26 protein-coding genes are annotated in these 26,740 nt (G+C 62.0%); 17 read left to right on the plus strand and 9 right to left on the minus strand.

The features are described from left to right. Window positions 1-5: 5 nt before the first annotated feature. Window positions 6-461 (minus strand): hypothetical protein, encoded by a 456-nt coding sequence (locus tag ACN2C7_RS06445; protein ID WP_419320582.1) that lies wholly within the window; start codon window positions 459-461, stop codon window positions 6-8. A 167-nt stretch (window positions 462-628) separates the two neighbouring features. Here ACN2C7_RS06445 and ACN2C7_RS06450 point away from each other — a divergent pair, with 167 nt between their 5' ends. Then, entirely contained in the window at window positions 629-1,753 is a 1,125-nt protein-coding gene (locus tag ACN2C7_RS06450; RefSeq protein ID WP_419320583.1) for a glycosyltransferase family 4 protein, read from the plus strand. A gap of 2 nt (window positions 1,754-1,755) precedes the next feature. After that, entirely contained in the window at window positions 1,756-2,748 is a 993-nt protein-coding gene (locus ACN2C7_RS06455; protein ID WP_419320584.1) for a hypothetical protein, read from the plus strand. A 224-nt stretch (window positions 2,749-2,972) separates the two neighbouring features. On the opposite strand, the gene ACN2C7_RS06460 is transcribed toward ACN2C7_RS06455, so the two are convergent. Further along, a complete protein-coding gene (locus tag ACN2C7_RS06460; RefSeq protein WP_419321532.1) occupies window positions 2,973-4,292 on the minus strand; it encodes a hypothetical protein in 1,320 nt (439 codons plus the stop codon). Here ACN2C7_RS06460 and ACN2C7_RS06465 point away from each other — a divergent pair. Together ACN2C7_RS06465 and ACN2C7_RS06470 are read left to right on the plus strand one after the other, a co-directional pair. Next, window positions 4,215-5,255, plus strand: a complete 1,041-nt coding sequence (locus ACN2C7_RS06465) for an acyltransferase family protein (RefSeq protein ID WP_419320585.1) — start codon at window positions 4,215-4,217, stop codon at window positions 5,253-5,255. The two genes, ACN2C7_RS06460 and ACN2C7_RS06465, sit on opposite strands and share 78 nt — an antisense overlap. A gap of 640 nt (window positions 5,256-5,895) precedes the next feature. After that, window positions 5,896-6,168 (plus strand): hypothetical protein, encoded by a 273-nt coding sequence (locus ACN2C7_RS06470; RefSeq protein WP_419320586.1) that lies wholly within the window; start codon window positions 5,896-5,898, stop codon window positions 6,166-6,168. 11 nt (window positions 6,169-6,179) lie between these two features. Here the strand turns inward: ACN2C7_RS06470 and ACN2C7_RS06475 are convergent, their stop codons facing one another. From ACN2C7_RS06475 to ACN2C7_RS06485, 3 genes are all read right to left on the minus strand, one after another. Beyond that, window positions 6,180-7,550 carry a lipopolysaccharide biosynthesis protein gene (locus ACN2C7_RS06475; protein ID WP_419320587.1) on the minus strand — a complete coding sequence of 457 codons (1,371 nt, stop codon included), beginning with the start codon at window positions 7,548-7,550 and terminating at the stop codon, window positions 6,180-6,182. A 240-nt stretch (window positions 7,551-7,790) separates the two neighbouring features. Continuing rightward, window positions 7,791-8,795, minus strand: coding sequence for an NAD-dependent epimerase/dehydratase family protein (locus tag ACN2C7_RS06480; protein WP_419320589.1), 1,005 nt, complete (start codon window positions 8,793-8,795; stop codon window positions 7,791-7,793). A gap of 619 nt (window positions 8,796-9,414) precedes the next feature. Beyond that, complete coding sequence (locus tag ACN2C7_RS06485) at window positions 9,415-9,684, minus strand: mobilization protein (protein ID WP_419320590.1); 270 nt, start codon at window positions 9,682-9,684, stop codon at window positions 9,415-9,417. A gap of 154 nt (window positions 9,685-9,838) precedes the next feature. Here ACN2C7_RS06485 and traA point away from each other — a divergent pair, with 154 nt between their 5' ends. The 10 genes from traA to ACN2C7_RS06535 all read left to right on the plus strand — a co-directional run bounded on the left by traA (window position 9,839) and on the right by ACN2C7_RS06535 (window position 19,533). After that, window positions 9,839-12,547, plus strand: coding sequence for a Ti-type conjugative transfer relaxase TraA (gene traA / locus ACN2C7_RS06490; RefSeq protein WP_419320591.1), 2,709 nt, complete (start codon window positions 9,839-9,841; stop codon window positions 12,545-12,547). Between the two features lie 72 nt (window positions 12,548-12,619). After that, window positions 12,620-13,180 carry a hypothetical protein gene (locus ACN2C7_RS06495; protein WP_419320592.1) on the plus strand — a complete coding sequence of 187 codons (561 nt, stop codon included), beginning with the start codon at window positions 12,620-12,622 and terminating at the stop codon, window positions 13,178-13,180. 14 nt (window positions 13,181-13,194) lie between these two features. Further along, window positions 13,195-13,410, plus strand: coding sequence for a hypothetical protein (locus ACN2C7_RS06500; protein ID WP_419320593.1), 216 nt, complete (start codon window positions 13,195-13,197; stop codon window positions 13,408-13,410). A 172-nt stretch (window positions 13,411-13,582) separates the two neighbouring features. Next, complete coding sequence (locus tag ACN2C7_RS06505; protein WP_419320594.1) at window positions 13,583-14,155, plus strand: hypothetical protein; 573 nt, start codon at window positions 13,583-13,585, stop codon at window positions 14,153-14,155. 219 nt (window positions 14,156-14,374) lie between these two features. Then, window positions 14,375-15,454 (plus strand): tyrosine-type recombinase/integrase, encoded by a 1,080-nt coding sequence (locus ACN2C7_RS06510; protein WP_419320595.1) that lies wholly within the window; start codon window positions 14,375-14,377, stop codon window positions 15,452-15,454. Between the two features lie 248 nt (window positions 15,455-15,702). Next, the gene (locus ACN2C7_RS06515; protein ID WP_419320596.1) at window positions 15,703-16,077 is read left to right on the plus strand and encodes a c-type cytochrome; all 375 of its coding nucleotides are present in this window, start codon (window positions 15,703-15,705) and stop codon (window positions 16,075-16,077) included. Window positions 16,078-16,143: 66 nt separating this feature from the next. After that, the gene (locus ACN2C7_RS06520; protein ID WP_419320597.1) at window positions 16,144-17,424 is read left to right on the plus strand and encodes an amidohydrolase family protein; all 1,281 of its coding nucleotides are present in this window, start codon (window positions 16,144-16,146) and stop codon (window positions 17,422-17,424) included. An 85-nt stretch (window positions 17,425-17,509) separates the two neighbouring features. After that, complete coding sequence (locus ACN2C7_RS06525; RefSeq protein WP_419321421.1) at window positions 17,510-18,508, plus strand: methionine ABC transporter ATP-binding protein; 999 nt, start codon at window positions 17,510-17,512, stop codon at window positions 18,506-18,508. Beyond that, window positions 18,505-19,164, plus strand: a complete 660-nt coding sequence (locus ACN2C7_RS06530; protein ID WP_419320599.1) for a methionine ABC transporter permease — start codon at window positions 18,505-18,507, stop codon at window positions 19,162-19,164. The genes ACN2C7_RS06525 and ACN2C7_RS06530 overlap by 4 nt, the downstream gene beginning before the upstream one ends. Window positions 19,165-19,173: 9 nt before the next feature. Beyond that, window positions 19,174-19,533: a hypothetical protein gene (locus ACN2C7_RS06535; protein WP_419320600.1), complete on the plus strand. Its 360-nt coding sequence runs from the start codon at window positions 19,174-19,176 to the stop codon at window positions 19,531-19,533. On the opposite strand, the gene ACN2C7_RS06540 is transcribed toward ACN2C7_RS06535, so the two are convergent. Both ACN2C7_RS06540 and ACN2C7_RS06545 read right to left on the minus strand, forming a co-directional pair. Beyond that, window positions 19,530-19,778, minus strand: coding sequence for a hypothetical protein (locus ACN2C7_RS06540; protein ID WP_156111248.1), 249 nt, complete (start codon window positions 19,776-19,778; stop codon window positions 19,530-19,532). The genes ACN2C7_RS06535 and ACN2C7_RS06540 overlap by 4 nt on opposite strands. Before the next feature lie 56 nt (window positions 19,779-19,834). Further along, on the minus strand, window positions 19,835-20,236 hold the full coding sequence (locus ACN2C7_RS06545) for a winged helix-turn-helix transcriptional regulator (protein WP_419320601.1): 402 nt from the start codon (window positions 20,234-20,236) through the stop codon (window positions 19,835-19,837). A 107-nt stretch (window positions 20,237-20,343) separates the two neighbouring features. Here ACN2C7_RS06545 and ACN2C7_RS06550 point away from each other — a divergent pair, with 107 nt between their 5' ends. Together ACN2C7_RS06550 and ACN2C7_RS06555 are read left to right on the plus strand one after the other, a co-directional pair. Next, window positions 20,344-21,225, plus strand: a complete 882-nt coding sequence (locus ACN2C7_RS06550; protein ID WP_419320602.1) for an SDR family oxidoreductase — start codon at window positions 20,344-20,346, stop codon at window positions 21,223-21,225. A gap of 119 nt (window positions 21,226-21,344) precedes the next feature. Continuing rightward, a complete protein-coding gene (locus tag ACN2C7_RS06555; protein WP_419320603.1) occupies window positions 21,345-22,169 on the plus strand; it encodes a MetQ/NlpA family ABC transporter substrate-binding protein in 825 nt (274 codons plus the stop codon). Between the two features lie 83 nt (window positions 22,170-22,252). Here the strand turns inward: ACN2C7_RS06555 and ACN2C7_RS06560 are convergent, their stop codons facing one another. Beyond that, on the minus strand, window positions 22,253-23,479 hold the full coding sequence (locus tag ACN2C7_RS06560) for a PQQ-dependent sugar dehydrogenase (RefSeq protein ID WP_419320604.1): 1,227 nt from the start codon (window positions 23,477-23,479) through the stop codon (window positions 22,253-22,255). Between the two features lie 164 nt (window positions 23,480-23,643). On the opposite strand from ACN2C7_RS06560, the gene ACN2C7_RS06565 reads away from it, so the two are divergent. Then, a complete protein-coding gene (locus ACN2C7_RS06565) occupies window positions 23,644-25,383 on the plus strand; it encodes a PAS domain S-box protein (protein WP_419320606.1) in 1,740 nt (579 codons plus the stop codon). Window positions 25,384-25,490: 107 nt separating this feature from the next. Here the strand turns inward: ACN2C7_RS06565 and kynU are convergent, their stop codons facing one another. After that, window positions 25,491-26,735 carry a kynureninase gene (gene kynU, locus ACN2C7_RS06570; protein WP_419320607.1) on the minus strand — a complete coding sequence of 415 codons (1,245 nt, stop codon included), beginning with the start codon at window positions 26,733-26,735 and terminating at the stop codon, window positions 25,491-25,493. Between the last annotated feature and the right edge of the window lie 5 nt (window positions 26,736-26,740).

A 26,740-nucleotide genomic window follows, 5' to 3' on the forward strand; every position in this document is an offset into this window, starting at 1 on the left:
AATATTCACCGTCCGGTTCCGGGCTTCCATCCTCCCTTACACTTCCGCTCCCACTCCGGGAGTTTGTTGGTCTTTAGGGTTTTCTGCTCTTCGACAGAGAATATGTATAGTAGCCGTTGTGACGTGTCTTTGGAAGTGTAGTATTCTCCGCATGCTTTGACTATGCCTTCAGCATCGCTAATTTTTTCATTGAAAAAGGTAGATTCTTCTCCGAAATGTCTGTGAGCAAGCTCCACTAGTGCAATTTCCCCGTAATTTACGCCGACTTCTTCATTGGAAGTTTTTTGCGGCATTTCCGGATTGCTGCAGCCAATAATGAACGAGATAACGGGGAGGGTCGCTAACAGAGTTGTTTTCATAGGATCATGCCTTAGTACGGTTGTTTCAATAAATTGGTACAATTTTGAGCCAGTTAAACGTATCAAAACTGAATCTTCTATTGAGAAGGTTTTTGGGTCCAATGATTTTTCAAAATGAAGGGATTATTGAAGGGGAGTGCAAGCGGCACCAATTGTGGTTGATCGATTGTCGTGAATCCAAGTCTAAATCTTATCCACAGTTGGACTAGAATTGGGCATGGAAGTAAAGCTTAAACTTATTGTCATCCACTTGGCTGGGCGCGATTTAGATGCTGCGTATTCTTCTTGTAACAGAGCCTTCAGGTGGAGGCTCGGGCCGACACGTTCTGGATTTAGGGCGCGGCCTTAGTCGGGTTGGGCATGATGTAACTGTGGTCTGGTCACCGGTGCGGGCGGAGCCCCGATGGGTCGAGGCGTTGGTTGCAACAAATGAACTCAAGAATGTTCCAATCGCAATGCACCGGTCTATCGGCGGCCATGATTTCGAAAGCTGGCGCTCGCTTAGCCGGTTCGTTGAAGAAACGGGCCCCTATGACGTGTTGCATGGCCATAGTTCAAAGGCCGGCGCTCTCGTGCGGTTACTCCCCTGCCGCATTCCCGGCGCGCGGGTATACACACCTCATGCTTTTCGTACGATGGACCCAAATATATCCAAGTTGGCGAGCATCGCCTTTGGGGGCGTCGAGCGCCTGCTGAGCTTGCTTGGCAGTAACTTGATCACAGTCAGCAGCGCGGAATGGAGCCATGCCCGGACGTTGGGTATCGACATCCACAAGCTAACAACTGTGATCAATGGCGTCGATACCGTTGATGCGCCTCCACGCAACCATACTCGCAGCCAACTTGGATTGTCGCTCGATGAGGTCGCAGTGGGCTTCATCGGTAGATTTTCGGCGCAAAAGGATCCGATACGGTTTGTTCATGCAATTCTGGACGCTCGCCGAACCAACCCAAAAATCATTGGCGTGATGATCGGTGACGGCGAGCTCGGCGACGCGGTTCGGGCGTTGGCCGCAGGCGACGGCTTTCGCTTCACAGGTTGGACAGATGCACGCCAGTTGATGCCTGCGTTGGACTTGTTGGCTATGACCAGTCGCTACGAAGCCATGCCTTACGTGTTGCTCGAGGCCCTTTCCGCGGGCCTGCCAATCATCACCACTGACGTCGGGGGGGCGGCAGAAGTGGTTGAGCCTGGACGCAATGGGGTTATCCTCCAGTGCGACGCATCATCGGCAGTTATCGGCGCGCAGATAGTAAGGATGTCTCTCGATGCAAAGGGTCTTGAGGCTGCAAGCGCGAGATCGCACGAACTCGCAACAAGGTTCACCGTGTCTGAAATGGTGAGAGGCACGAACGCGGTCTATGGCGACGGCGCTTCTTCCAAGTTCGGATGATCATGACGCGAGCGCACGACAATCAGCTTGGCGCTGAATTCAGGCCACTAGGACGTATCTTAACCTTTGGCAGGCCAGAACGGTTGTTGGCTGCGGTAGATCAGGATGTCATCGCCCAGGCTCGCCCACTAAGAATTTCGAACATATTCCGGTTGAAACCCGAAGACGTAATTTTGTCGCCGCTACCCTGGTCGCCGCTCCTTGACTGGATTCAGTCGAGGCCCAGCGGAAAGAGGCCCTACATCGTGCGCGTTGCGGATGGGTTTATTACGCAGATAAACTCCCGCAAACGTATCAATCGGCATGATGGTGGTCTGTACGCCAACGTCAATGGCGATTGCTTTGTGATTTTGCAGAATGAGAAAGACATGACTTATGTCATGGCTAGAAGTTATCCTTTTCATGCGGCCCGCAAAATCGATCTCGTTGAGCGGCAAATCGCTGTCTCAGATTTGCGTAGCGCGTTATTTGTCTTCGGCAACGACCCGCGTCTCGATGTTCCGGAAGCTGCAATTATTGAGGCGCTTGAAGCCGCCATCGAATTCTGTTCCGCGCATGGGATTTCAATCTTAGGTGCTTCTGTGCCGGAGACGCGCTTTCGCAGGCAGCTTCAGCGCCGCTTCCCAAATGTCCAGTTCGTGCGGTTAGCGCGCGATATTGATGCGGACACTCGCGGAGCTCTAATCATCACTTCGCCATCCACTGTTGCGCTCGACTACCTTCTCAGAGGCGAAGCGGTCTTGATGCTTTCGTGTTATCCTGATCCTGTCGCCCAATCGTACTTCGCAATGGCCCATTCGCTCGAAGAGGTCGGCCGATCTGGGTTTCTGATGGCTTGGTCACCGCGTCGATATGAAGAGCGTCGTCTCAACATGAACGCTTTAGCTGCTCTAATCCTTACGTTTCCAAAGCGCCGAGTACCCGCGAGGCTTGCTTTGCGCGCTCCGGGTTTTTCTGCAGTGAGGGATATTGTGCTATTGTTGAGGCCGCACTGACGAAATGACATAAAATGCTGCCCCACGTCTAGGCAGGCTATGTGGTGTTTCAGCGGTCTGTTATGATGAAAATAGCCTTCGATCCAAGAAAGTTGTTCTTTCATCGGCGGCAATATTCGTGCCGGTCACTACGCCGTCTCTCCCCACAAGGGGTCCTCTGCTATACCGCAACGCCGTAGACGGTAAGCTGAAGGTCAATTTTACGGGTTTGGCAATTGTCAGGCTCACCCAGGAACGTCTTTACGCGGCTTCGGCATTAGAAACAGCAACGCCGTGACGATGAGGGAGGGATTGGCAGCCCCGAACTCGACAGAGTTGAGAAGCCCGACGAATACCAGCAAAATGGCGGATGCCCCTCCAAATGCTCCGCCGCCTGCGCTGATCATCAGCAGACTTAGGATCACGACGGTTAGCAGCATCGCCCCTTCTTCAGTGAAGAAGTTCAGGGCCATGTTGTGAGGCGAATAGTTCACCGCACCCCGCCCTCGGTAAAGTTCAACCCGGCCCTTCAGCTCCCGCAGGCTCATGGGGTTATCATCTCCCACGCCCAGTACGAACTCGACAGGTGTGCGCTCCTTGGTGAGGTAGTAGGACCAGAGAACGGGCCTGTAGGTCAGCCAGTCATTGAGGCCATCGTCATAGGCGTTGTTCTTGATCGGGGTGGCTAGGAGAATCACGCAAAGGCCAACCGCGACGACGAGCGCGGACGCCACCGCTTTGCGCGCTCTGGGGACGAGGTCTGATAGTAGGACAAAAGCGGCCGTAACGAGAATCGCGTAAAGCAGCGTTCGGACGACAAGCGCATAAGCGATTGCTGAGAAGACGGCCAAAATGACTATGCCAATTCGTCTGCGCTTCACGAGTACGAAGATCACCCAGGGGGCCATCGCCATGACGGCATCGTGTGGGTTTATGTTGATCACATTGGCAAGAAGACATGCGCTTAGGGCTGCACCTAACGCGAACATGACCTTCAAATAGTCCTGAAATCTGTCGGGCCTAGCGATAACGAACAGAAGTATTGATATCATGTTGACCGTTAGTGTTACGGTTCGGAAGAAATTAGAGGTTGTCGTCAGTCCAAGAACTACCCAGATCGCATCGCGGAGGAGCACGACGCCCAGACCGGAAAATAGCAGGATCTGCCACCTGTTAAGTGTCGGCCGATTGGCGACCAACAGTTTGAAATTGACTGCCACGCTGTAGACGAAAAGCGCCATCAGGATAACGCCGCCGATGGCCTGTGAGCGCTGGAAGAGCGCGACATAGGCGCATCCAAGCGCATAGAAGAGGAAGGGCAGGTTCAAGCGCCAGTCAAAGTCTGTGGAGCGCTGCGGTTGTGTTTTAAGGTCCATGCGCCAGCGAAACCACGGTGATTGATAGAAGTCAAACCATGGCGGTCTGGCGCTCCAGGCTTGCGCGCCAAGTGCTGATTGTGCATCGTCATCCCGCAATTGGGGTAAGAAATGCAGACCGAGATTCAGCGGGACCAGACGATAGACGCATTTCGCGGGATCGCCATACTCTCGGTCTTGGTCTTTCATTATTTCCTGCGGTGGACGCCGCCACTTTCGCCTGAGAACCTGGCGGGATTGACCCAATCCTATCCGGCATGGATGGAGGTTGGACGCCTTGGCGTTCAACTTTTCTTCGTCGTCTCTGGCCTTGTCATCACCATGACAATCCTCAGATCGCATGACGTTGTTGACTTCGCCGTCAAGCGCCTGGCGCGGCTCTACCCGCCGTTTTTGTTCGCCGCCACGGCAACGACGCTGATCTTCGTTTTCGGAGATCCCTTGGGATTCAAAGTCAGCGCGCGGGATTTTCTGATCAACCTGACAATGTTGCCGATCCCCCTCGGGGCCAAGCCCGTTGACGGCGCATATTGGAGCCTCGCGCCAGAGCTGTTCTTCTATGGCTGGACGGCGATCTGCTGGATTATATTCAAGAAGCGCTTTTGGATCGGCTTGATCGTTGTCGCTGTTTGCGGATTTCTGATCAGCTTTGCGTCACCGAAGATCGGCTCGCTGATGCTGTCGGAGTACTCGGCCTTCTTCCTCGCGGGCGTCTCGCTTTGGTTCCTGATGAATAAGGATCGCAGCGGCCTCATTCTGCTGGCGGTTGCCGTGGCGCTCTATGTTGCCGGGGCATTTCGTCCAGAAGAGGCTGGCCCGTCGCACTTGATCAGGCACTCATTCCTGATCGTCAGTATCGGCGCACTTTTTGCCTTGCTGCTGAAGCGACCTGGCATGAAATGGGGTCCGCTCGCCTGGATCGGTCGAATCTCTTATTCGCTCTATCTGATCCATCAGAACCTTGGCGTGACCGGAATACGGCTTCTCAAGGACATGGGGGCGTCGGATTTCGTTGCGGTGACTATAGTCAGCATCAGCGCCATTATCGCGGCTTGGCTGATGTTCAAGTTCATCGAGCTTCCCGGACAGCGCCTTGTTCTCAAGGCCTATCGAATGGCGCGGACTAGTTCATTGCAGGCGGTCAACCTCTAAAGTTCCGCCCGCCAGATCTCTATTTAAATTGGCCATGGCCTCGGCCTAGGCCTTGACCACGGCCAGTTCGGCCGTGAAATCGAAGTGCTTTTACTCGGCGCTCGCCGCCTTGTCATGAGCCTCACCGGATTTGACGAGCGTCATCTTCAGCGCTCGCTTCCCGGCTGCTATATTGTCCGAGAGGTCATCGATCTGAGCGTCAACAAGCCAATGGAATTATACTTCTGAGTGCTTGCGCGGGGGGCCTAAACCCAGGTGCCGAAAAGAGAACCAGGCTCTATCCGGAGGGGCAGCGCGAGGGGCGCTGAGGGTTGCGCCAGTCTATCCCTAAAGCATGTAGCCCAGCTGGGCAGGGGCAGGGGCAGGGGCAGGGGCAGGGGGCAGCGCCGCCCCCTGCGGCCGGCCGAACAAATCGGCCGTGGTCCAGTCGCTTGGCTTAGCGCACAGGCCCGGGCCATCGCTTGAACAGGGCGCCGCCACGACCTCGGAACACCAGCAGGCCACAGGCATGGGGCCCGCGCTTCGGGTGCTCCTGGACCAGCAGGGTCCGGGCGAGCCCTTGCGCAAATCTCTATGGCCTTTGGCTCCAGACTTGCACGCCTGATCGAGCCTTGGTCACCGCAGCGCCCGGAGCGTCGCGGTGACCAAGGCTGCGGGCGTGCGGGCGCTGAACATCACCCGCGAGCCGGTGCAGTTCGACGACGGTGGCGGGATCTTGGCTCGCGGCCGCAGCCGCAGCGGCGCCGGCGGCTTCATCAACGACAACCGTCGGGACAAAGCCGCCTTCAGCCTGAGCGGCCAACGCCTCGCGCCGCCACCTATTGAGCAGGCTGATGTTACCCGCGCCATCGCGTCAAGGATTTACGCGCCAAAGCGATGTCGCTCAGAGCGCACTCGGCGGCGTTATTGCTGAGACAGGCCCGATCACGGCTGTTTCTCTACTACTGGAAATACAAACACCAGAATGGTCGGGTCTATGCCAAGATTTGCCCGCGACCATAAGGCTACGATGACGTTCCATGCGACAATCGATACAGCGCTTGCAATCGCCGCGCCAATTAATCCCGAATACGCCGCGAAGGCGGCGACGAGTCCAAGTCCTACTATTTGAACTGAAGAGTAAATTAGAACAAATTGCCGTTCATTGCCCGTCATGAGCAACAGGAACCCTGTCGGCCCGCATAATGCGTTTGCGAGTGTCCCGAGCGAAAGGATGATTAGAACATAGGCGTAGGGCGAAAATTCCGGGCGAAAGATCGAAAGGATCTGCCCCGATAGCGCCGCCATCGCGATTGCTCCAAGTGACACCGGAACGAATAGTATCAAATTGATCAGCTTGCAGATGCGTTGAATCTCTTTGGGATCGCTCTTCGCCCAGGCATGGGCGATCATCGGTCCTCCAATGATCTCTGCTGCTACAAGCGGCAAGGACAGAAGCGCTGCTGTCCTCTGCGCAGCGAACAGAACACCTGCGTCCGTCGGGCTGAGAAGGCCGCCAACCACGACGACGCCCAACTGCGGTACCAGCGCACCGGAAAGGGCGGCGGCCCAAAGCCAGCGTGCTTCGGCTAGTCGGGTAATCGGAGCTGGACGATGCTTATGAGCTTCTGAAAACCCCTCGCTAGGGGCGCGCCGTAGGCCAAGGAAGAACTGGGCGCCCACGAGGGCGAGAAGTATGGCAGCCGTAATTGCAAATGCGACCCCAGCACCAAGCGAATGGCCTCGCAGTACCGGGACGGCTATTCCTGCCAGCACGAGAAGCCGCCAAAGGACATCCCGGGGGAGAAGGGCAAGAAGCACTGAGCCCCATCCGCGGAGTACGTTGCTCTGGTACTCAGCGATGGCAAGTGGTGTAGCAAGCCCGAGCGCTGCAAGTGGCACCCAGGCGGCTGGGCCGGCCAATCCGGAGAGGGCTGCGCCTGCCGCCAGGGCAATGCAGGCCAAGCTGGCGGCCATCAAAAGGATAGCGATGTATCCGTCGCGCACTAGCGCGATCGCCTCGTCGGGTCGGTCGCTGTGCTCTAGTGCGGGGAGTTGGCGCAGCGCCAGTGTGTGGAACCCTCCGACGACTAGAAACGCCAGAAATGTCGCCAGTGTGAACAGGGTCGCGTAACGGCCATACTCAAGCGGTCCAAGCCATCGAGCCAAGAGCACGAACATAGCAAAGGTCACGCCCGCAGTCGTAACCTTGATGATTAGCGCAGGGCCTCCCTTGCCCGTCAATTTACGAAGGGTGGCATCGTTGGCAAGGCTATACGCTATTCGCGCGACAAAATTTCGCCCTCGATTCAACATGACTCACCCAGAAACGTCATAGCTACAGCATTTTGTTCAGTAAAATATTTAGAAAATACCCATCATCGCAAATAGAATTGCAAATTCGGCATTTTCTGTAAACAATTATATTCATTTCATCGTCTATACGGTAGTTGCAAAATTGATGAGTTGTTTTTTAGAAATTTATAGATCTGACATTTTCAATGCTTGTGCTGCCTTGAGCGCTTATCCAGCCGCTCATTTCAACGTGCGATGCGCCTATATGAAGCTGTGGTTGGTCGCTTCAGCCCATCGTTCTAGGCCCTTATGTAAAGCGGTTTGGGATAGGAGGCCCCGACGTTCGGCCCAAGTGGGGTAGACATTTGTAGAACGCAATAGCTTGTTAACCCGGTCGGGGTGGATGCCAAGGCCGAAGCCTTTGAATGTGGCCAGCGTCTTAGCTGCGCTCATTACCAGCCCTTGAGGTACATCATAGAGCTTGGCTTTAGGGAAATATTGATCGCGCAGATTGGTGACGATTGTCTCAAGTGTCGGGCACTCAGGATATGCTCCATTCAGGAGCTCATAGGAACTGTCAGTGTTGCCTGCAAGTAGTGCAAGGTCTAGCAAGTCCTCGACATATATGCAGGATTTTATGGTGTCGCGGCGTCCGGGGAAGACGAAGAAGCCCTTCTTCAGCAGGGCTGCCATGCGCGCGAAGTTGCCGCCTTCGCCGGCGCCGAACACGACGGCGGGCCGGACCACGGTAAGCTTGCGACCTTCTCCGTTAGCGCGCCATGTTTCGTGTATCTTCTCCGCCATCAGCTTTGACTTGCCATAGGCCGAAACGGGGGCGGGGAGACTCGCTTCGGTCTTGCGCTCTTCAGAGGGGCCATAGACCGAGATTGAGCTGGTGAAGGTGATGTGGTTGACGCCGTCGCGCTCCGCCAACTTAGTGACCTCCAGAGCACCGTTGACGTTGGTGTCATAATATTCGTGATCGGGATGGCCGGGCGTCGTGTGCACGGCGGCGAGGTTGAAGATGCGGTCGATCTTAGGAAGGTCTAGCGCGGCCATGTCCCGCACGTCGCCCTTGACATATTTGACGCCGCTGATCACGACGCGAGGGGGCTTCAGGTCAAGGCAGACAAGCTCGGCACCGGCGTCTGCGAGGCGTCTCGCCAGATGGGTTCCGATGAACCCTGATGCGCCCGTGATGAGAATTCGTTGCCCAACCAGCGCGGTCGCTGCCGAGGCCTGATCGGCCGTCGAAGTCTTTGTCATGCTATCCCCGTTTCGAAAGTCGCCCACCATCGCTCCACGGCAGGCAGATAGTGCTTTTAGCTATCGCTCGGCGAGCCCAAAGCCGAGGGTCTAGCAAGGTTTTTGCCTGGTGCCCGCGCCATTGACCTTTCCGGCCGAGAAGGGGCGCTCGGGAATAGTCCGATGTTATGCGGGTGCTAGGTTCTTTGCACAGCCACCTCAAGGTTCACATGGCCAATGACCCGATCGCAGGCGTGGCGCTTTCCGCTTTGCCTATTCCTCGTACAGCGATTCCTCGACAGGCTTATCGCAAGCGTACGCATCAATACCGCGCACGTTATGATGACAAGCTTCTCGGCTTAGTTTGAATATGGCCATCGCAATCGCCGGTTAACAAACAACCCCTCCGAGGCGGCAAAGGTTGTCGTAATGCTGCGTTGCATAGGTGGGTCACAGGTCGAGATCCCATCTAGGGCACAACAACGGGCGCCGCTGTACGCCACCGCTGATAGCGAAGATCTCAAACGCCCGACCAGTTCTTGTGCGAGGCCCTGACCAAGGACCCGTCAACCTTAAAGATCAACCGCGCGAGCTCATTCCTGGACATCTGCCGAGCCGGTCGAGGCGGCTCTGTGCCGCTTTAGCCGTCACCGACATCCAGCCCCCACCCCTCGAACGCCTTAAGATCCTGCGGTCGGTTCACACGCGACATCAGCTGATCGAGCAGGGGGCGCCAGCGCGGATCCGACTGTGCTGCATCGACCAGCAGGCTCCCCAGGATGACCTTGCGCCGGGTGTCCAGTTTCCGCTCGCGCCCGTCACGCCGATTGGTGGTGAGGACGGCTCGAGCCTTTTTCTGAGCGGCCACACGCTCATGCCTTTCCAGTTTTTCGGCTTCGGTCTTGGCCATCCGGGACTCCTGATCTGACGATGAGGCAGCAGCCTATCGAGCGCGGGGATAACTGTTCCTGAAGCTAGATCGTTAACGGGCAACACCAAAATCTATTTTGAGTGCGCGCTTATACGTTGCTGACGCAACGTGGCTCGTGAGGTAAGGTTCAGAGGTGGCCCTCTATCACTTCAGCGTCAAGATCATCAGCCGTTCCACCGGTCGCAGCGCCGTGGCGGCGGCCGCCTATCGCGCGGCGTCGGCCCTGTACGATCTGCGCCTCGGCCGAACCCATAACTTCAGCAACAAGACCGGCGTAGTGCATTCCGAAATCTTGGCTCCGACCAGATCGCCGGCGCGCTGGAGTGACCGCGAGGCCCTTTGGAATGAGGTCGAAAAGTGCGAGGCGCGTGACGACGCGCAGCTGTCGCGGGAGGTGGAGTTTGCTCTCCCGCGCGAGCTTGATCAGGCGCAGGGCGTGGCCCTGGCAAGAGCATTCGTGCAGCGCGAGTTCGTCGATCGGGGCATGGTCGCCGATCTGAACGTGCACTGGGACTTTGACGAGCTAGGTCGGGCCAAACCCCATGCCCATGTCATGCTGAGCCTGCGGGAAGCTGGGGTCGAGGGGTTTGGGCTGAAGGTCCGCGAATGGAACGCCCGGGGGCTGCTGGAGACCTGGCGCGAGAGCTGGGCCAACCACGTCAATGAGCGCCTGGCTGAGCTCGATATTGATGCGCGCGTCGATCACCGGAGCCTGGAGGCGCAGGGGCTGGATCTTGAGCCCCAGGATAAGATCGGCGCCGCGGGCGCGCGCCGGGAAGCGCGAGGGGAGGCGGCCGACCAAGCGCGCGACCATCGCGAAATTGCCCGGCGCAATGGCGAGCGGCTGATCGCCGATCCGGATCTGGCGCTGGAGGCGATCACCCAGCAGCAGAGCACCTTCACCGAGCGGGATCTGCAGCGGCTTGCCCATCGTCAAAGTGATGACCGCGCTCAGTTCGAGAAGGTGGTGCGGGCGGTGAAGGCCGCGCCCAACCTGATCGCGCTGGGCAAGGATGGGGCAGGGCGCGAACGCTACACCAGCCGCGCGATGGTGGAGATCGAGCGCCGCCTTGAGCAGGACGCGGCGGGTCTGGCCGAGCTCAAGCGCTACCGGGTCTCGGCTCTGGCGTCCCTCAAGGCGCGTGAAGTCGCAGGCGTGACGATGAGTCAGACCCAGGAGGCGGCGTTTGCCCATGTCCTCGGGCCTGAGGCTTTGGCCCTGGTGGTGGGTTATGCCGGAGCGGGCAAGAGCACCATGCTGGGCGCGGCGCGGCGGGCCTGGACCGAGCAGGGCTACCGGGTGCGGGGCGCGGCCCTGTCGGGTATGTCGGCCGAGGGGCTGCAGAGCGGTTCGGGCATTGCCTCGCGGACGATCGCCAGTCTCGAACATGCCTGGGCGCAGGGCCGCGAGCGGCTGGTGTCTGGCGATGTGCTGGTCATTGATGAGGCGGGTCTGATCGGCTCGCGCCAGATGCAGCGAGTGTTGGCCGAGGCCAGCAAGGCCGGGGCCAAGGTCGTGCTGGTGGGTGACGCCGAGCAGCTGCAGGCCATCGAGGCCGGGGCGGCGTTCCGGGCCCTAACCGAGCGCCATGGCGCGGCGGAGATCACCCAGATCCAGCGTCAGCGGGAGGTCTGGCAGCAGGAGGCGACCAAGGCGCTGGCGACAGGACGCACGGTGGAGGCGCTTGAGGCTTATGAGGCGGCCGGGATGGTGCAGGGGCATGCGACGCGCGAAGCGGCGGGCCAGTCTCTGGTGGAGGGTTGGGCCCGGGAGCGGCTAGAGCCGTCCGCGCCCAGTCAGATCATGTTGGCCCACACCCGAGCCGATGTGGCGTGGCTCAATGAGTTGGCGCGGGAGGTGCTGACCAAGGCGGGCGCTCTGGGCGCGGGCGAGACCGTGGTCACCGATCGTGGTCTGCGGACATTCGCCCAGGGCGACCGGGTGATGTTCCTGCGCAATGAGCGCTCGCTGGGAGTGAAGAACGGCTCTCTGGCGACCCTGGTCTCGATCGCCAGCGACAGGGTGCTCGTGCGTCTGGACGAAGGGGGGCGTCGTCTGGAGGTCGACCTGAAGGCCTACAACCATCTCGACCACGGCTATGCGGTGACCCTGCACAAGAGCCAGGGCATGACCGTTGATCGGGCGCACTTGCTGGCGACCGACGGCCTGGATCGTCATGCCGCCTATGTGGGGCTGAGCCGGCATCGCCAGGCGGTGACGATGCACTATGGCGCCGACGACTTCCGCAGCCGCGATGAGCTGGTGCGAACGCTGGGCCGCGATCGCTCCAAGGACACCACGCTGGACTATGCCGCGGCGTTCGCCGAGCGGCGCTGGCTGCCGGCCGAGCCGATCCGCATCGTCAAGGAGGTCGTCTCATCCATTTGGGAGCTCTGGCAACGCGCGGGGCAGTTGCGCGAAGCGATCGACCAGGGGCGGGTGGTTGACCAGCGCCCGCCGCTCCCCCAAGCGCCAGATCGAGCTGCCCGTACTGATGACGTCACCGACGAAGCGCGTCGTGAAGTCCAGGAAAGGCGCGCTGCGATCGGGGCCGAGCTGCAGCTGAAGAAGCGGACCGACGACTTTGTCGTCGAGTGGTCACGCCTCAGCAAAGAGCATGCGGTGCTCTCGGAGAAAATCGACGAGCGGCCGATGATGGCTGTCGAGGTGGTGATCAATAAATTGATCAAGGATCTGGAGAGCGATCCATCCTTGCTGGCTGCTTTGGCCGCGCGTCGCCCCGAGCTTGGCTTGCGTGAGGCCGGAGGGTCGCCACGCGTGCTGGGCATGGAGCTGAAGCGGGTAATCGAGAACCAGCGGGACAACGGCCTCAGCATGTGACCGAGGCGCCGCAGGGAAAGGAGAAGGTGAGGGAGGGGGAGAGCGCAATCGCGCTTTTGAAAGGACCCCCCGATGGAAGTTTTCCCTACACTCTGGCCCGCTCCCGACGCCGACTGGCGCCTGTCCGGTGAGCTGATCGCCATCATCCAGCAGACGGTCACCGAGCCCCTGCCGGGCGATATCTCGAAGCTGCAGCGCCACAACCTCGTCCAGAAGCGGGTGGCGCACCTGGGAACCCGTCTGGGCTACGACGCCAGGATCGAGGTTGGCGCGGGTTACATCGCTCGCAACGGCGAGGGCCTGTTCGACGTCGTCTGGAGCCACCCGCAGGACCAGCGCAGCATCGCCATGGAGATTGACAGTTCATGGCGGCAAAGGTCGCTGGTGAAGCTGGGCCGCGCCCCGGCGGGCCACAGGCGGCTCTGGATCTACTATGGTAGCCGGGCGATGCCGGAGGCTCCGTCAGAGCCTGGTCTGCGCAGGATCAACATCCTGCAGATCGCCCCTGAGCTGCTGGGGGTTCGGCATCAGAAGCGGCGTGTCAAAGTCGAAGCCTCGTACTGGCCGGGGTCTCTGTATCCCGCGCAGGCGGTTCAAAGGTCGCGGTCTGGCTGGGCGGCGGCCGCGCTGTGAGGGAGAAGCGAGAGATGACCGACAAGCATTCCGACCTAACAGCGACGGAGGGCCAGAGGGCCCCAGGCGATATGATCGACACCACCTTTGATCGCCTCAGCGCACAGCTTGAGGCCTCCTATGACCGTGTTGGCGCACAATTTGAACGCGCGATGCGGCGCTTGATCTGGAGCTCTGCGTTGCTAACAGCCTTGGGTATGCTGATCTTTGTACTGGTGAATGTGCCCTGAGCGCATGTAGCCATTCATATTATCACGCAGCGACAGCCGTGGACTCCATCCTTGCGCTCTAGGTGGGGCTGACACTCCGTCTGAATTCGCATCACCCGTTCAACCTCTGCGGATGAACAACGTCTTCCAGCGGACGCTTGACCTAGATGTTCATGCGTGAGACATCTCACGCATGAACATCTCCCGTCAGATGGCCGAAGCAGGCATCACATGGAAAATCCACTCGTTCAGCGCCGCTGAAGCTGAGGCGATCACCGGTGTGAGTCAGATTGTTCAGCGGGACTGGCGTCGCCGAAAGATCATCGGCGGCGAGGCGGTCAATGGAAGGGTGCGATACGCGCCGATCGAACTGGCGGCGATCATTCTATTGAAGGCATTTAGCGATGCCGGTCTTCCATTGTCGATGGATGCGAAAACATGGTTCTTCGCGGTCCAATCAATAGATGCTTTCGCAGCGGAAGGTGGCGGGGCGGTAATATCTAGAAATGTTAATAGTGTTATGGAGGATTGTATATATTCTATTTTCCGCTTCGAGCAGAGGGCTAGTTTTATGATTTTCTATAGGCCTGGGTTTGATGGGGAAGAATGTTCCGTTTTATTCAATGATATGGATAAATTTGAAATGAATGACATATATTTGCATGGTGGATTTTCGACGTCATTTTCTATTATTGGTTTGGCTTCCCTCGGGATGCGAATAGCGAATTCTCGATACAAATTATATTCAGCATCTCAAAAGTTTTAGATTAATTATAGAATTTGATGAGCAAAATTGAAATGGAATGGTTGAAAATCTGATGGCCTCTGATCTTAGATTCATGACATTTTCCGAGGTTTGCATAGCTCTTCAGCTTAGCGAAAAGACAGTCATGAATTTGATTAGGTCAGGTCAATTGTCAGCGTTCAAAGCTGGCCATCAATGGCGCATTCGTTCTGATGATTTCGAAAAATTCGGGAGGTATGATTGTCCCTCTACAAACGCGGCGATGTCTGGCACTACAGCTTCACGCTCAAGGGTGAGCGCTATCGCGGCTCGACCCATTGCCGACTCAAAGGTGATGCGAAGCTCGTTGAAGGGCGCGTGCGACGGCAGGCTGAGCTGGGAGGTGCACAGAGCCAGGAAGAAGACTGGACTCTAGGCGCCGTCTCGGACCTGTTCTTTGCCGCGCGCGGCGCCGACAAGAAATCAGCTGATGACATCGCCGCGAGGCTAGCGACGACGGTGCGCCTTATCGGTCGCAAGACGCTTGTCAGCGAGATCGGGCCGAAGGTCATTCAGGCGGCCATTCAAGCTCGCAGGATGGAGACGTCCAGGCGCGGCGGGCCACTCTCTAATTCGACGGTCAATCGCGATCTGATCGATCAGACGCTTCGACCGATGCTGCGGTTCGCCGCCCACAATCTGGAAATCCCGATCCGGCCGATCGTATGGCGCGAACTGCGGCTTCCCGAACCCAAGGGAAGAACGCGTACGTTTACGACGCAGGAGCTGGCGTCGTGGCGTGCGAACCTGCCGGTCTGGCATCGCCCGGTCTTCGATTTCTTCGTGCGCTATGGCGTTCGCCTGGGCGAGGCATTCTTCCGATGCGACGCCGTCAATCTGGAACGGGGCGAGGTGGTTCTTCGCGCCCGCAAGGCCGGCGACGACCATGTGTTGCCGCTCTTGCCCGAGGATGTCTCCGACTTGGCAGCGAGGATCGGTCGGGCTCGTGCGGCCGACGTCGGCACGCCGTGGCTTCGCGAGATGAAGGACGGAAGCCTGCGACCGATCACCTACGGCGGCTTTGCCTGGGCCTCGCGCAAGGCGCTCGACAGGGCGGGCATTGCAGACGCCCGACCGGCTCATGACCTGCGCCACCACGCCGCCACGGAGATCACCCGACGCGGCGGTTTGAAGGCCGCGCAGGACCTTTTGGGGCACGCTACGATCGTCTCGACAATGCGCTACGCCCACCCCGATCGGGATGACCTACTTGCCGCTCTCGGTCACAAAATTGGCCACAGTTCCGAATTTTCGAGAAAAAAGATCAAGGAAAACAAATGACTATTGTTCTTCTCCAACGGATTTTAAGTCCGGCGCGTCTAGCATCCCGCCATATCCCTGGGTAGCGGAACGGCCTTGCGCGACTGGGGTTTCCCCGTCGAGAGCGCAGGGCGCAGCAGTCGGTGAATAACGGACGCGAATGGCGGTCCGGGACGAAAGCGGGCGTGCTAACCTCGCCTTGAGCAGGATCAAAGCCTGCCTGTCGTCATTCCGAATAGTGGCTGACGCATCCTGTCCCGGAGACCGCCGTGCGCCGCCTGTTGATCGTGAGTTTTCTACTTGTCGCGGGCTGCGCGACGTCCGGTTCGCCCGGGCCTACGCCCGCGGCTGCCGCCGCGCCCCCGGCCGTGGCGGCTGATCCGGTGACGCGCGGACGGTCACTGGTCGAGACGCGATGCGCGGCCTGCCATGCCGTCGGCCTCTCGGGGGAGAGCAGCCTTTCGCCGGCTCCGCCCTTTCGAACCCTCAGCCAGCGCTATCCGGTCGCCAACCTGCAGGAAGCCTTCGCTGAAGGGATCTCGACGGGTCACCCGCAGATGCCGCAGATCGCTTTGGAAGCCGATCAGGTCAAGGATCTGATCGCTTATCTGGAAAGCATCCAGATGCCGCCGAAGACCCGCTGATCGGCCCTCGACGCCGGGCGATCCCATGCTAGCGTCGCCGTCCTGAATCATGGACGGGGACGGAACATGCGGGTTGGGATCAAGGCTCTGGCGATCATGGGCGCGCTCTGCGCCGGCGCTTCAGCCCAGGCGGCGCAGATCGAGGCGGTCAGCGCGGCGCGGCTGCTAGACGTGGCGTCGGGCAAGTATGTCGAAAATCCGATGGTGATCGTCACTGACGGTCGCATCACGGCGGTCGGCAAGAAGGGCGAGCTGGCTGTTCCCGCCGGCGCCAAGCTGATCGATCTGCCGGGCGCAACCTTGCTGCCGGGCTTGATCGACATGCACGTCCATATTGACAGCCTGGCGGAGGTTGGCGGCTACAACAGCCTGCAATACAGCGACGCTTTCTGGAGCGTGGTCCAGACGGCCAACGCCAAGGCCACCGTCGAAGCCGGCTTCACCACCATCCGCAATCTGGGCGCCGACCGCTTCAACGACGTGGGCCTGCGCGAGGCGATCGACGGCGGCTATGTGCCTGGCCCTCGCATTGTCACCGCTGGCTATGCGATCGGCGCGACGGGGGGCCATTGCGACTCGACCTACTTCCCGGCCTCGATGGCCCAGAAGGGCCCCTATGTCGCCGACGGTCCCGATGAGGGGCGCAAGAAGGTGCGCGAGGTGCGCAAGTACGGCGCCCAGGTGATCAAGATCTGCGCCACCGGCGGGGTCTTCTCGCGCAACACCGAGCCGGGCCAGCAGCAGCTGTCCCTGGCCGAGATGACCGCCATCGTCGAAGAGGCCCACATGTGGGGCCTGAAGGTCGCCGCTCACGCTCACGGCGCGGCGGGCATCAAGGACGCCATCCGAGCGGGCGTCGACACCATCGAACACGTCAGCCTGGTCGATGACGAGGGCATCAAGCTGGCCGTCCAGAAGGGCGCCTGGTTCTCGATGGACATCTACAACACCGACTACACCCAGGCCGAAGGCAAGAAGAACGGCGTGCTGGAGGACAACCTGCGCAAGGACCGCGAGATCGGCGACGTGCAGCGCGAGAACTTCCGCAAGGCGATCATGGCGGGCGTGAAAATGGTGCTGGGCACCGACGCGGGCATCTATCCGCACGGCCAGAACGCCAAGCAGTTCGCCGTGATGGTTCGCTATGGCGCCACCCCCCTGCAGGCCATCCAGTCGGCCACGGTCAACGCCGCCCAGGCCCTGGGCCAGGAGAAGGACGTGGGCCAGGTGGCCGTGGGTCGCTACGGCGACATCATCGCCGTCAATGGCGATCCGCTGACCGACGTGACCACGCTGGAAAAGCCGGTCTTCGTGATGAAGGGCGGGGCAGTGGTGCGCCAGCCCTGAGACACTTCTGGGAAAACGGCGTCAGGATCGCTAGTTACGGGCCAACGCTCCGCCATGGAGCCGCCAGCCCGGGATGCCTGACGCCGTGATCGCCTTCGAGGCTGTTTCCAAGACCTATGCAAAAGGCGGGCACGCCGCCCTGAGCGATGTTTCGCTGTCGGTGAAGGCCGGCGAGGTGTTCGGCGTGATCGGGGCCTCGGGCGCAGGCAAGTCCACCTTGATCCGGCTGATCAACGGCTTGGAAAAGCCGACCGGGGGCCGCGTCGTGGTGGATGGCGACGATGTCGCCGCCCTGGGCGTCGAGGGCTTGCGCGCTCTGCGTCGCCGGGTGGGGATGATCTTCCAGCATTTCAACCTGCTGTCGTCCAAGACCGTGGCCGCCAATGTCGCCTTCCCACTGAAGCTGGCCGGGCGACCGGCCGCCGAGGTCAAGGCGCGCACCGCCGAGTTGCTGGCGCGGGTGGGGTTGTCTGATCACGCCGACAAGTATCCGGCCCAGCTTTCGGGTGGCCAGAAACAGCGCGTGGGCATTGCCAGGGCGCTGGCGACCGGTCCAAAGATCCTGCTGTGCGACGAGGCGACCAGCGCCCTGGATCCCGAGACGACCGAGCAGATCCTTGACCTGGTCTCCAACCTCAATCGCGAACTGGGCCTGACCATCGTGCTGATCACGCACGAGATGGATGTGGTGCGCCGCGTCTGCGACCGGGTGGCGGTGCTGGAGGCCGGGCGCGTGGTCGAGACCGGCCCGGTCGAGGACGTCTTCCTGCATCCCGCCAGCGCCACGGCCCGCCGCTTCGTGCGCGAGGCGGACGGCGAGCCCGCCGCCGACGCGGCTCTGACGGGTCGTGTGGTGCGGCTGACCTTCAAGGGCGAAGCGACCTACAAGCCGGTGCTGGGCGAAGTGGCCCGCGCCACGGGCGTCGACTATTCCATCCTGGGCGGGCGCATCCATCGCCTGCGCGAGACCCCCTATGGCCAGCTGACCCTGGCCCTGACCGGCGGCGACGTCGGGGCGGCGATCGCCCGGTTCCAGGCCGAGGGCGTGCGCGTGGATGAACTTTCCGGGGAGACCGCCCGATGAGCGTCTCGAACATAGACTGGTCCGAGATCGCCCAGGCGACCCTCGACACCCTGACCATGCTGGGCGGCTCGATGGTCCTGACGGTCATTTTGGGTCTGCCGCTGGGCGTGATCCTGTTCCTGACCGGCAAGGGCCAGATGCTGGAGAACCGCGCGGCCAACGGCCTGCTGTCGCTGCTGGTCAATATCCTGCGCTCGGTGCCGTTCGTGATCCTTCTGATCGTGATGATCCCGCTGACCGTGGCCCTGGTCGGCACGTCGCTGGGCGTGCAGGGCGCGATCCCGCCGCTGGTGGCCGGCGCCGCGCCCTTCTTCGCGCGACTGGTCGAGACGGCCCTGCGCGAAGTCGACAAGGGCGTGATCGAGGCCAGCTTCGCGATGGGCGCCCGGCGTCGGCAGGTGGTACTGGGGGCTCTGCTGCCCGAGGCCATGCCGGGGATCATCGCCGCCGCGACGGTGACGGCCATCGCCCTGGTGTCCTACACCGCCATGGCCGGCGTGGTCGGGGCAGGGGGCTTGGGCGATCTGGCCATCCGCTTCGGCTACCAGCGCTTCCAGACCGATGTGATGGTCGTCACCGTCGTGCTGCTGCTGATCCTGGTGCAGGCGCTGCAGATGGTCGGCGACACGGTGGTGCGCCGGGTTTCACATCGCTAGAAGACCGCCATGACCGATAACGACATCCCCATCCTGTCCGAACCGCCCCCAGAGCATTGGGACGAGGCCTTCGCCAAGGCCCTGATTAGCAAGACCCTGCTGGTCGGCCTGACCTTTCTCGACGACGAGGGCGAGGTCACCGAGCGCCAGCAGTTCTTCGGCGTGGTCATCGAGGCTGACGGCCATGACGGCATCCTGCTCGATCTGCTGGGCGAACACGACGGCGACACCTATGCCCTGCCGCCGCAGACATCCAATATCCTGGCCGCCGAACCGGGTGTGACGAGTCTCGAGGGCGATACGCCCGACTTCGTCGTCAACTGGGCGATCCACGGATCACCCGATGAGCCCGCCAACGACGAAGACTAGGCCTGGTCGAACGGAAACGGCAGTCGCCCGGCCTTGAACAGGATGTCGGGGTTCTCGTCATAGTCGCCCAGCTCGACATCGGCCGAGGCGGCGAAGGCCACCACGCCCTCGCGCAGCGGGGCAAGGCGCTCAGCCTTGCGGCGCGCCTCGGCGGCGTCCTTGCAGCCGATCTGCTGCTCGGCTTTCAAGCCTTTGCCGCGCCCGGCGATATAGGCTTGCACGATGTAGACGGTTTCCTTGGCCATCCGCCACTCAGGCGGCCTGTTCGGGGCGGGGGTCAAGCTCGCTTAGGCGACGACCCCTAAGCGACGACTGGGCCGTCATAGGCCGCCCGCGCCTCGCGGATCGCCGGATGATGCGCCTCGGCCCAGCCGATCAGGGCCGCCAGTGGCTCCAGCAGGCTCTCGCCCATGCCCGACAAACGGTACTCGACGCTGGGCGGCAGGGTTGGAAACACCTGGCGGGTGATCAGGCCGTCGCGTTGCAGATCGCGCAGGGTCTGGGTCAGCATCCGCTGGCTGATATCGGGCACGGCGCGCTTGATCGCGTTGAAGCGTTGCGGACCGTCCGCCAGGACGGTGATCAGAAGGGTGCTCCACTTGTCGCCCAGGTGGTCCATGACGTCGCGAACCGGGCAGGCGCCGGCCGGGACGGCCTGGCCTTGCCACTGCTTCAGGCGTTCGATCAGCTGTTGAGCGCTCATCAGGCGGTTCCCTTTTGCATACCTGGTCCCGCGAAACTGCCTCCTTCACGGAGCTGAGGTGGTTTCATATGTAGTGCAGGTCTCATTTCGAGACCAGGATTTTCAAGATGAGCGCTTCTTCTCCCAAGCTTCTCGTGACCGGCGCCGGCGGCCAACTGGGCCGTCGCGTGGTCGAACTGCTGCTGCAAGCCGGCGCCGATGTGGTGGCGGCGTCGCGCGATCCGTCCAAGCTGGCCGATCTGGTCGAGCAGGGCGCCGAGGCGCGCCAGGCCGACTTTGATGACCCCACCTCGCTGGTCTCGGCCTTCGCCGGCGTCGACCGACTGCTGCTGATCAGCACCGACGCCCTGGGTCAGCCGGGCCAGCGCATCGGCCAGCACCGCGCCGCCGTGGCCGCCGCCGTGGCGGCGGGCGTCAAGCACATCGTCTACACCTCGGCCCCGGCTCCGACCCCCAAGGCGGGCGGCGGCGTCATGGACGACCATTTCTGGACCGAGCAGGCGATCATCGCCTCGGGTCTGGACTGGACCCTGCTACGCCACAACCTCTATGCCGAGGTGATCCTGATGGGCGCGGCGCAGGCCGTGGCCAGCGGACAGCTGTTCACCGCCACGGGCGGCCTTGGTCGCTCCTACGTCACCCGTGAAGACTGCGCCCGCACCGACGCCGCGGCCCTGCTGCACGCGAAGGGGCGCCAGATTCTGGACGTGACCGGGCCTGAAGCCATCACTCAGGACCAGCTTGCCGCGCTCCTGTCCGAGGTCTCGGGGCGTCCCGTCGCCCATATCGGCCTTACCGCCGAACAACTGCGCGGTGGTCTGACCGGCGCGGGTCTGCCCGACTTTGTGGCCGACATGCTGATCGACTTCGATGTCGCCGCCGCTCAGGGCTATCATGCGGTGCTCACGCCGACCGTCGAGGCGCTGACCGGGCGCAAGCCTGGGACGGTGCGCGACTTCCTGCTGGCCAACAAGGCAGCGCTGGGCTGACGAGAGCGTCAGGGTGGGGGAGGGGCAAGACTCTCCCACCCTGATCAGGAAATCTGATTTCATAAGGCGATCGAAACGGGGCAAAACCCAACTCGATTTATCGTCTTGTGGAGCCGTTCATGGTCGCCCGTCGTGCTTTTGTCGCCCTCAGCCTCGCCGCTACCGTGCTGAGCCTTGGGGCTCTCGCCGCCTGCGGCCAGAAGCCCGCCGCTTCCTCAAGCACCTCCGACACCCTGACCGTCGCCGCCACGGCTATCCCGCACGCCGAGGTGCTGGAGTTCATCAAGCCCAAGCTGGCCGAGCAGGGCCTGAAGATCGAGATCAAGGTCTTCAACGACTACGTCCAGCCCAACACCCAGGTCGCCGAGAAGCGCATCGACGTCAGCTATTTCCAGACGCTGCCGTATCTGGAGACCTTCAACAGGGACAAGGGCACGAACCTGATCGCGATCAAGGGCGTGCATATCGAGCCGATCGGCGCCTATTCGGCCAGGTACAAGTCGATCGCCGAGTTGCCGCAGGGCGCCACCGTGGCCATTCCCAATGACGCCAGCACCGAGGGCCGCGCCCTGCTGCTGCTGTCGCGCAACAACGTCATCACTCTGAAGGATCCGGCCAATCCGCTGTCGAGCCTCAAGGATATCGCCGCCAATCCCAAGGGGCTGAAGTTCAAGGAACTGGAAGGCGCGACCCTGCCGCGCGTGTTGAACCAGGTGGACCTGGCGATCATCAACACCAACTACGCCCTCGACGCCAAGCTGAACCCGTCCAAGGACGCCCTGCTGATCGAGGACAGCAAGAGCCCCTATGTGAACTATCTGGTCGGCCGTCCCGACAACAAGGACGATCCGCGCGTCCAGAAACTGGCCGCCGCCCTGACGACGCCTGAAGTGGCTGCATTCATGGCTCAGAAGTACCAAGGCGCGGTGGTGCCGGCCTTCTAGGGCCTGGAGAGTGGGCCGAGCAGGCGGGTTCACAGGGAAAGCCCCGCGTCACCGCCGTCTCGTCAGCGATCGTGCCCCAGACCCTAGGGCTTGGGGACGACCCGCAGCAGCTTGCCGTCGTCCGCGTCTGTCAGCAGGTAGAGCGCGCCGTCGGGACCGACGCGAACATCGCGGATCCGCTGGTCGAGCTCCTCGAACAGCCGCTCTTCGCCGACCACCCTGTTATCCTTCAGCGTCAGGCGCGCGACGTGTTGCCCACGCAGCGCGCCGACCAGCACGCTGCCCTTCCAGGCGGGGAACAGATCGGCCTGATAAAAGACCATGCCCGAAGGGGCGATGACCGGATCCCAGTAATAGACCGGCTGTTCCGTGCCAGCCTTGGCGGTGATCCCGTCGCCGATTGGTCTGCCGGAATACTCCTCGCCATAGGTGGCGGTCGGCCAGCCATAGTCCTTGCCCGCCTCCGGTTGATTCAGCTCGTCGCCGCCCTTGGCGCCATGCTCCACGGTCCAGAGCCGGCCCTGGGGATCCAGCGCGGCGGCCTGAAGATTGCGGTGGCCCGAGGACCAGATCTCCGACTTTGCGCCGGCCTTGCCGACATAGGGATTGTCCGAGGGGATCGAGCCGTCGGACTTGATGCGGATCACCTTGCCCAGGGTTCCGTCCAGGCGCTGGGCCTGCATGCGGCCTTCCTGGATGGAGCGATCGCCGGTGGTGATAAACAGCGTGCCATCCTTGGCGAAGACCAGGCGGCCGCCGAAGTGCAGGCTGGAGTTCAGCTTGGGCGTCTGGCTCCAGATCACCTGCACGCCTTCGACGCGCGGGGAGGGGCCGCTGATCAGCTTGCCGCGCGCCGCCGCCGTGCCATTGCCGCCGTCGCCGGCCTGGGCGTAGGTCCAGTAGATCAGGCCGTTGCTGGCGAAGTTCGGATCGACCGCTACGTCGAGCAGGCCACCCTGGCCGTTGGCGTCGACCGCAGGCAGGCCGGCCACAGGTGTCGACAGCTGGCCACCGGCGCTCACCAGACGCAGTCGTCCGGCGCGTTCGGTGACCAGCCTGGTCCCGTCCGGCAGGAAGGCCAGACCCCAGGGGTGGTTCAGGCCGCCGACCACGGTCTCGACGCTATAGGTCACGCCGAGCGCCTGGCTGGGCGCGCGGGTCTGGCCGGCGAAGGCGGGCTTCTGGTCGGGCGCATTGGCGGCCCGGGTCTCGACCGGCGGGCTCGAACCATCCTGAGCCGCTGGGGCGTCGGGGGCGGGGCCACAGGCGCACATGACCAGGGCGAGGAGGGGGAGAAGGTGCGTTTGCATGGGGCGAACCTTAAACGAGCCGTCGGGCTCGGCAATCTCAATCCTCGACCGACCGCAGGCTTGGGTGAGCAAGGTTTGTGCAGGGCGCGGGGTGACGCCTTGCATCGCTTCGGTCATCATCGATTCTGTCGAGCGCCGCGACGTCGGAAAGCCACCAGAGCCGCATGAACGACAGTGAAATCAGGCTGGAAATCGCCACCCGCGCCGCCGGCATCGGCATATGGGACTGGGACCTGCTGACGGATCAGATCGTCTATTCGCCGGTGGCGCGCGTCATCAGCGGTTTCGATCTGGACCAGGCGATCAGCATCGAAGACGTCCGGGCCCTAACCCACTGTGAGGACAGCGGTCACGCGGCTGACATGGCGGCCAAGGCCCTGGATCCGGCGCTCCGCACACAGGTGGTCTACGAGTATCGCATCGTTCGGCCCGACGGAGCCGTGCGCAATGTGGTCGCCCATGGTGAAACGATCTTCGCTCAGGTCGAGGGTGTCGAGCGGGCGGTGCGCTATATCGGCTCGCTGCAGGACGTCACCGAGCGCAAGCGGCTGGAGGAGGCCGAGCGCCGGGCCAGCGATCGCCTGCAACTGGCGCTGGACGCCGGCCGCATGGCGGTGTGGGACTATGATGTCGCCACCGAGTGCGTGAGTGGTTCACCTGAACTCTATCGCCTGCTGGGCTTTCCCGAGGATGCACAGCCCAGCCTCGAAGCGCTGCGTGGCGGATTCGAGCCTGAAGACGTGGGCTGCATCGCGCGAGCGGCCCAGGCGGCCTGGAAACGCGGCGAGCGTTTCCTCGAGGTCGAGTTCCGTTATCGCCGGCTGGATGGCGCCTGGTGCTGGTATCAACTGCGCGCCGAGATCAAGCTGGGCTCGACCGGATTGCGCCATACCCTGCTGGGTGTGCTGGTTGATGTCACCGAGCGCAAATCCGCCGAGGACCGCCTGCGCGACAGTGAGGCGCGCTTTCGAGGCATGGCCGATTCCGCGCCCGCGCCGATCTGGATCACCGGCATCGATGGCGGCATCGAGTTCGTCAACCAGGCCTTTGTCGAGATCGCGGGCGTAGAGGCCGGCAGCCTGCTGGGCGATGTCTGGATCCAGCTGATCCATGCTGACGACCTGATCCAGGTGGCCAGGGCCCGCATGGCCGCCCGCGAGACCCTGTCATCCTATACGTTCGAGGCGCGTTTCCAGCGGATCGACGGCGAATGTCGCTGGATGTTTGTCAGCGCCAAGCCGCGCTTTGACCCCACGGGCGGCTTTCTTGGCTATGTCGGCCTGGCCATCGATCTGACTGACTTGCGCGCCGCCGAGACCCGCCAGCGGTTGCTGATCAACGAGCTCAATCACCGGGTCAAGAACACGCTGGCCTCGGTGCAATCGATCGCCCGCCAGACCCTGCGCGAGGGCCAGACCACCGGCGCGGCGCGCGAGTTGCTGCTGGATCGGATCATGGCGATGTCTGTGGCCCACGATATCCTTACCCGCGAAAGCTGGGAGGGGGCGGCGGTGCACGATATCGTCCTCGGCGCGATCCAGCCCTTTGTCGGCCCGGACGCCGCGCGCATTCACGTCAGCGGGCCAGCCGGCCGCCTGGGGCCATCAGCCGCCCTGGCGCTCGCCCTGGCCCTGCACGAGCTGAGCACCAATGCGGTCAAGTATGGCGCGCTCTCGACCTGTGAGGGCCGCGTCGACATCGTGTGGGAGCCCAGCGAAGACGGGCGAAACGTCAAGCTGCGCTGGAAGGAGCATGGCGGTCCGCCGGTTTCGCCGCCGATCCGCAAGGGCTTTGGCTCGCGACTGCTGGACGGCGGCCTGGCGGCCGACCTTGGCGGCCGCCCCACCTTGCTTTTCGCCCCCGACGGGGTTGAAGCGGTGGTGCCGATCGTGCTGACGGACTGACTTACGGCGCTGGCAAGCCGCCGCTGTGAGGCGCGCCGAGGCCGGGCTGACGAACTGTCACACCGCATTGGCCCGAGCGGACGAGGGCGCCAGGCGCCGCCTCGTCTTCAGGTGACGGCGTCGATGGCCGCGTAGGCCGGCTCGCGCCAGATCTGCTTGTCGATGATCACGGCCAAGCGGTCGACCGCGTCCCAGATATCGACGAAGCGCAGGTGCAACGGCGCGAAGCCGAAACGCATGGTGGCTGGCGCGCGGAAGTCGCCGATCACGCCGCTCGCGATCAGGGCCTTCATGATCGGATAGCCCGAGGCGTGGTCATAGGCGATGTGGCCGCCGCGTTCAGCGGGATCGGCCGGGCTGCCGAGCACGAAGCCCGCGTCGAGCAGGCGCGCCGCCATCAGATCCTGGAACAGTTTGCCCAGAGCCAGCGACTTGGCGCGAATGGCCGTGGTCCCGGCTCGCTCGGCCATATCGATCCCGGCTTCGGTGGCGACCATGCTGAGGATCGGCTGGGTGCCGGTCAGCATCTTGCCGATGCCCTCGGCGGGACGATAGTCGCGGTCAAAGGCGAACGGCGCGCCGTGGCCCCACCAGCCGGTCAGGGGCTGTGCCGCCGCGCCCTGGTGGCGGCTGGCGACGAACAGGAAGGCCGGGCTGCCAGGCCCGCCGTTCAGGTACTTGTAGGTGCAGCCGACGGCGAAGTCAGCGTCGCAGCCGTTCAGGTCGACCGGCATGGCGCCGGCGCTGTGACACAGGTCCCAGATCGCCAGCGCGCCGTGGGCGTGGGCCTTGGCTGTGATCCCGGCCATGTCGAGGACGTGGGCGGTCTTGTAGTGGGCCTGGGTCAGGACCACGGCGGCGACATCGTCGTCGATGGCGTCGTCGATGGCGTCCTTCTCGGCGAAGCGGATCTGGTGACCCTTGCACAAGGACTCGATCAGCCCCTGAACCATGTAGTTATTGGTCGGGAAGTTGCTGCCTTCCATGACGATCACGCGCCGATCCGGGCGCAGGGCCAGAGCGGCGGAGACGACGCGAAAAAGGTTCAGACTGGTCCCGTCTGTCAGCACGACCTCGCCCGGACCCGCGCCGATCAGGCCGGCCAGACGATCGCCGAGGCGATAGGGCAGGGCGAACCACCCGGCCTTGTTCCAGCTGGTGATCAGGCCATCGGCCCATTCCTCCTGCGCTGACTGAGCGACGCGCGCCAGGGCGGCCCTGGGCGCGGGGCCCAGCGAGTTGCCGTTCAGATAGACCACGCCCTCGGGCAGGGCGAACTCGGCGACGAAGGCGGCCAGCGGATCGGCGGCGTCCATCGCCTCGGCGGCGGCGCGGGAGAGAGAGTCTGACATGGCCC

Source organism: Caulobacter sp. ErkDOM-E (assembly GCF_048541895.1).
GTDB lineage: Bacteria > Pseudomonadota > Alphaproteobacteria > Caulobacterales > Caulobacteraceae > Caulobacter.